4 protein-coding genes are annotated in these 4,312 nt (G+C 69.7%); all 4 read right to left on the bottom strand.

Going from position 1 to position 4,312, the window contains the following annotated elements; genetic code table 11:
• Positions 1 to 15 precede the first annotated feature (15 nt).
• Positions 16 to 441: a BLUF domain-containing protein gene (locus HPA01S_RS22310; RefSeq protein WP_066273692.1), complete on the bottom strand. Its 426-nt coding sequence runs from the start codon at positions 439 to 441 to the stop codon at positions 16 to 18.
• Between the two features lie 13 nt (positions 442 to 454).
• Complete coding sequence (folE, locus tag HPA01S_RS22305) at positions 455 to 1,165, bottom strand: GTP cyclohydrolase I (protein ID WP_066273690.1); 711 nt, start codon at positions 1,163 to 1,165, stop codon at positions 455 to 457.
• Positions 1,166 to 1,274: 109 nt separating this feature from the next.
• Entirely contained in the window at positions 1,275 to 3,119 is a 1,845-nt protein-coding gene (locus HPA01S_RS22300) for an ATP-dependent DNA ligase (protein WP_066273688.1), read from the bottom strand.
• Entirely contained in the window at positions 3,116 to 4,165 is a 1,050-nt protein-coding gene (locus tag HPA01S_RS22295; RefSeq protein WP_066273686.1) for a ligase-associated DNA damage response exonuclease, read from the bottom strand. The genes HPA01S_RS22300 and HPA01S_RS22295 overlap by 4 nt, the downstream gene beginning before the upstream one ends.
• Positions 4,166 to 4,312 lie beyond the last annotated feature (147 nt).

Below are 4,312 nucleotides of genomic sequence, written 5' to 3'. Positions count from 1 at the left end.
CACGGGGGTGTTTCCTCAAGCCCGTCCGATGATGCTGGCCGTGGCCATCAGCTCCTCCAGCAGGGCCAGCGACACACCACCCGAGACCGCATAGGGATCGAACTCGGGGCGCTCGGAGTACTTCAGCACGATGGAGGTGTTGATCTTGCTCAGGTTCACCTGGCCCATGGTCCAGCCGCCGAAGCGCCGCTCGGTGATCTCTTCGTAGTGCAGCAGCACCACTTCGGTGTGGCGCGGGTCTTCAACGATGTGGTTGTAGAGCTTGCTGACGGCGTTGCGACCGCCCTCGATGGCCTGCAGGAACACGCCGCCGCCGTAGCAGAGCACGCCGGTGATGCCGTTGCCCATGTTGTGCTGGCGCGAAGCTTCCAGAATGGAATCGATGGCTTTGGCGCTGTCCTTGTCGACAGCGCGGCTGACGTAGAGCAGACGTACCAGCATGTTGGACCTCGAATCAGGATTGACGGGGGATGAGGGAGAGGAATTCGCGCCGCAGGTTGGGGTCTTTGAGGAACACGCCGCGCATGACCGAGTTGATCATCTTGCTGTTCATGTCCTTCACGCCGCGCCAGGCCATGCAGTAGTGGGTGGCTTCCATCACCAGGGCCAGGCCGTCGGGCTGGGTCTTTTCCTGGATCAGGTCGGCCAGCTGCACCACGGCCTCTTCCTGGATCTGCGGCCGGCCCATGATCCACTCGGCCAGGCGCGCGTACTTGGACAGGCCGATCACGTTGGTGTGTTCGTTGGGCATGACGCCGATCCAGATCCGGCCGATGACCGGGCAGAAGTGGTGGCTGCAGGCGCTGCGCACCGTGATCGGGCCGACGATCATCAGTTCGTTGAGATGCTCTGCGTTCGGAAACTCGGTGATGTTCGGGCCCTTGACGTAGCGGCCGTTGAACACCTCCTTGAGGTACATCTTGGCCACGCGGCGCGCGGTGTCGCCGGTGTTGTGGTCGTTGTCGGTGTCGATCACCATGGCGTCGAGCACGCCCTGCATCTTGTCGGCCACTTCGTCGAGCAGCAATTCCAGCTCACCCGGCTGGATGAACTCGGCGATGTTGTCGTTGGAGTGGAAACGCTGGCGCGCGGCCTTCACGCGCTCGCGGATCTTCACGGACATGGGCACGCCGTGGTCTTCGTTGGGCGGGGCGGCGGAGGTCATCTCGGAGGCGTTTGTCTTCGGCATGAGGCATGCTAACACCGGACCTTGCGGCTGCGCCGGCCCTGGCGCGAGGGTCCGCCGAGGCCGCGGGGTCTTGGCTGGACAGGGCTCAGGCCGGGCCGCTGCCGAGCAGTTGTTCCAGGTCCTGCAGGGTATTGGCCTCGTGCAGTGGCTTGTCGTGGCGGATGCGCTGCATGCGCGGAAAACGCAGCGCCACACCGCTCTTGTGGCGCGTGCTGCGCGCGATGCCCTCGAACGCCAGCTCGAACACCAGCGTCGGCCGCACGCTGCGCACCGGGCCGAACTTCTCCAGTGTGTGGCGGCGGATGACCGCGTCCACCGACTTGAACTCGGCGTCGCTCAGCCCCGAGTAGGCCTTGGTGAAGGCCACCAGTTGCAGGCCGTCGGGGTCGGCCGGGCGGCGCTGGGCGATGGCCTCCACCACCGCCTGCGCTTCGGCGGCGTCGCGCGGCCGGCGGTTCCAGACCGCGAAGGTGTAGTCGGTGTAGACCGAGGCGCGGCGGCCGTGGCCGGCCTGGGCGTAGATCAGCACACCGTCGATGCTGAGTGCGTCGGTCTTCCATTTCCACCAGGCCAGCGGCAGCGCGCCGCCGTCGCTGGTGCTGCCACCGGCCCGCTTCTGCCGGCCACCGCCGTAGGCGCTGTCGCGGTGCTTGAGCATCAGGCCTTCCACGCCGAGCGTGCGCGCCTGCGTGCGCCAGGCCGCCAGCGTGGCCCAGTCGTCGGCGCGCAGCACCGGCGACAGCCACAGGCGCGGCCCGGGCGTGGGGTCCAGCGCAGCCGCCAGGGCCTCCAGTTGTGTGCGCCGCTGCTGTTGCGGCCGCGCGCGCTGGTCTTCGCCGTGAGCTTCCAGCAGGTCGTAGGCCATGAAGCTCACCGGTGCATCGGCCAGCACCTTGGGGCCCAGCGTCTTGCGCGCGATGCGCTGCTGCAGCAAGGCAAACGGCGCCGGGCCGCCCGGGCGCTCGCTGCCGGGCAGGGCCGGGGCAGCCTTGGCGTTCTCGTGCCAGACCAGGATCTCGCCGTCCACCACCGTGCCGTCGGGCCAGCGCTGCGCCAGCGCCTGCAGTTCGGGAAAGCGCTCGCTCATCAACTCCTCTCCGCGCGACCAGACCCAGACCTGGCCGGCGCGTTTGACGATCTGGCCGCGGATGCCGTCGAACTTCCATTCCGCGCACCAGTCGCTGGCCGGTCCCAGGCGGTCCTGCATGGTCTGCGCCAGGCCGTTGCTGGCCAGTTCCATGTCCAGCAGGTCATCGTCGCCGGCCTGCCCGCCCAGCGGGCTGGCAAGGAAAAACGGGTACGGCAGGCTGGGGTCTCGCGCGCCCGCCTCGCTGGCCGGCGCGATCAGGGCGCGGTAGGCGGCGGCGGTGGGCGTGCGCTTGCTGTCGGTGAAACCCATCATGCGGGCCGCCACCTGTTTCGCGTCCAGCCCGGCGTGCGCCGCCAGCGCGCGCTGCACCAGCAGCTTGCTCACGCCAACGCGAAAGCCACCGCCGACCAGCTTGACGAGCAGGAAGCGCCCGCCGGCATCGAGCTCGCGCCACCAGCCGCGCAAGGCCTCGGCCACCACCTCGTCGGGCTGGCCGCGCAGCGGCAGCAGGCGCTGCTCCATCCAGTCACTCAGGCGGGTGTGCATGCCGCTGTCCTGCGCCGGTGCCGGCAGCACGAGGGCGATGGTTTCGGCGAGGTCGCCCACCGCCTGGTAACTCGCTTCAAACAACCATTCGGGCAGGCCGGCTTCGGCGATGGCCTGGGCGCGCAGTTGGGCGGTCTTGATCAGCTGGCGCGGCTTGCCGCCGGACAGCAGGTACACCGCCCAGGCCGCGTCGGCGTCATCCACCTCGGCGAGGTAACGGCTCAGGGCCGCCACCTTGGCGTTGGTCGCGGTGCTGGTGTCGAGTTCGTCGAACAGGGTGGCGAAGCGTTTCATGCCGCGTCCGCCTCGGTGGGGGGCGGCGCTTCGGCCTGCGCCTCATGCTCGTCGCCGTACTCGGTGTCGAAGCCCTCGGCCTGCAGGCCCTGCTCCTGCAGGTAACGCACCAGCACCGGCACGCTGCCGTGGGTGGCGATGATGCGTTCGGCGCCGGTGGCACCGATGGCGCCCAGCAGGCCTGGCCAGTCGGCGTGGTCGCTGAGCACGAAGCCACGGTCCAGCCCGCCGCGGCGGCGCCAGCCACGCACCTGCATCCAGCCGCTGGCGAAGGCGTCGGCGTAGTCGCCAAACCGTTTGGTCCAGCTCGACCCCATGGCGGCGCCCGGGCACAGCACGAGCGCACGGCGCAGCACGGCAGGGTCGCTCACCTCGTTCACCGACAACGTGGCCGGCAGCGGCACGCCGGCGGCGCGGTAGGCCTCGTTGAGCGGCTCGGCCGCGCCGTGGCAGATGATGGGACCGAGCGAGGCATCGACCCCGGCCAGGATGCGCTGCGCCTTGCCCAGGCTGTAGCAGCTGAGCACGCTGGCGCGGCCGGTGGCGGCGTTGTCGGCCCACCAGCGGTTGATCTGGCCGAACAGCTCGGCATCCGGCCGCCAGCGGTAGATCGGCAGGCCGAAGGTGGACTCGGTGATGAAGACATGGCAGCGCACCGCCTCGAAGGGCGCGCAGGTGCGGTCGGGCCGCGCGCCGGCGGGGGTGGTGCGGTAGTCGCCACTGGCAACCCAGACCCGCCCCCTGTGCTCGACCCGCACCTGAGCCGAGCCCAGCACATGCCCGGCCGGGTGCAGCGAGATGCGCACGCCGTGGTGCTCCACCGTCTCGCCGTAGGCCAGGCCTTGCAGGTTGATGCCGGCACCCAGGCGCGCGCGCAGCAGGCCTTCGGAGACAGCCGTGGCGAGGTAGTGGCCGTGGCCGGTGCGCGCGTGGTCGGCGTGGGCGTGGGTGATGACAGCGCGCTCGACCCGGCGCCAGGGGTCGATGTAGAAATCGCCCGGCGGGCAGTACAGGCCTTCGGGCCGCTGAACGATCAGGTCAGGCACAACACCCCCCGCGTCGCCTTCGGCGCCTCCCCCCTGGAAGGGGGGCGCACGCTACGGCCCGGCAGAGCCGGTTCCGTGCGTGCCCTGGATCAAACCCTCTCGCGCCGGAAGTGTCTCGTCCAGAGGCAGCAAGGGTCCGGCTCAGCC

This window comes from Hydrogenophaga palleronii NBRC 102513 (genome assembly GCF_001571225.1).
Classification (GTDB): domain Bacteria; phylum Pseudomonadota; class Gammaproteobacteria; order Burkholderiales; family Burkholderiaceae_C; genus Hydrogenophaga; species Hydrogenophaga palleronii.
The sequence above is the reverse complement of the archived record's forward strand: the minus strand, read 5'-3'. Positions and strand labels throughout refer to the sequence as shown.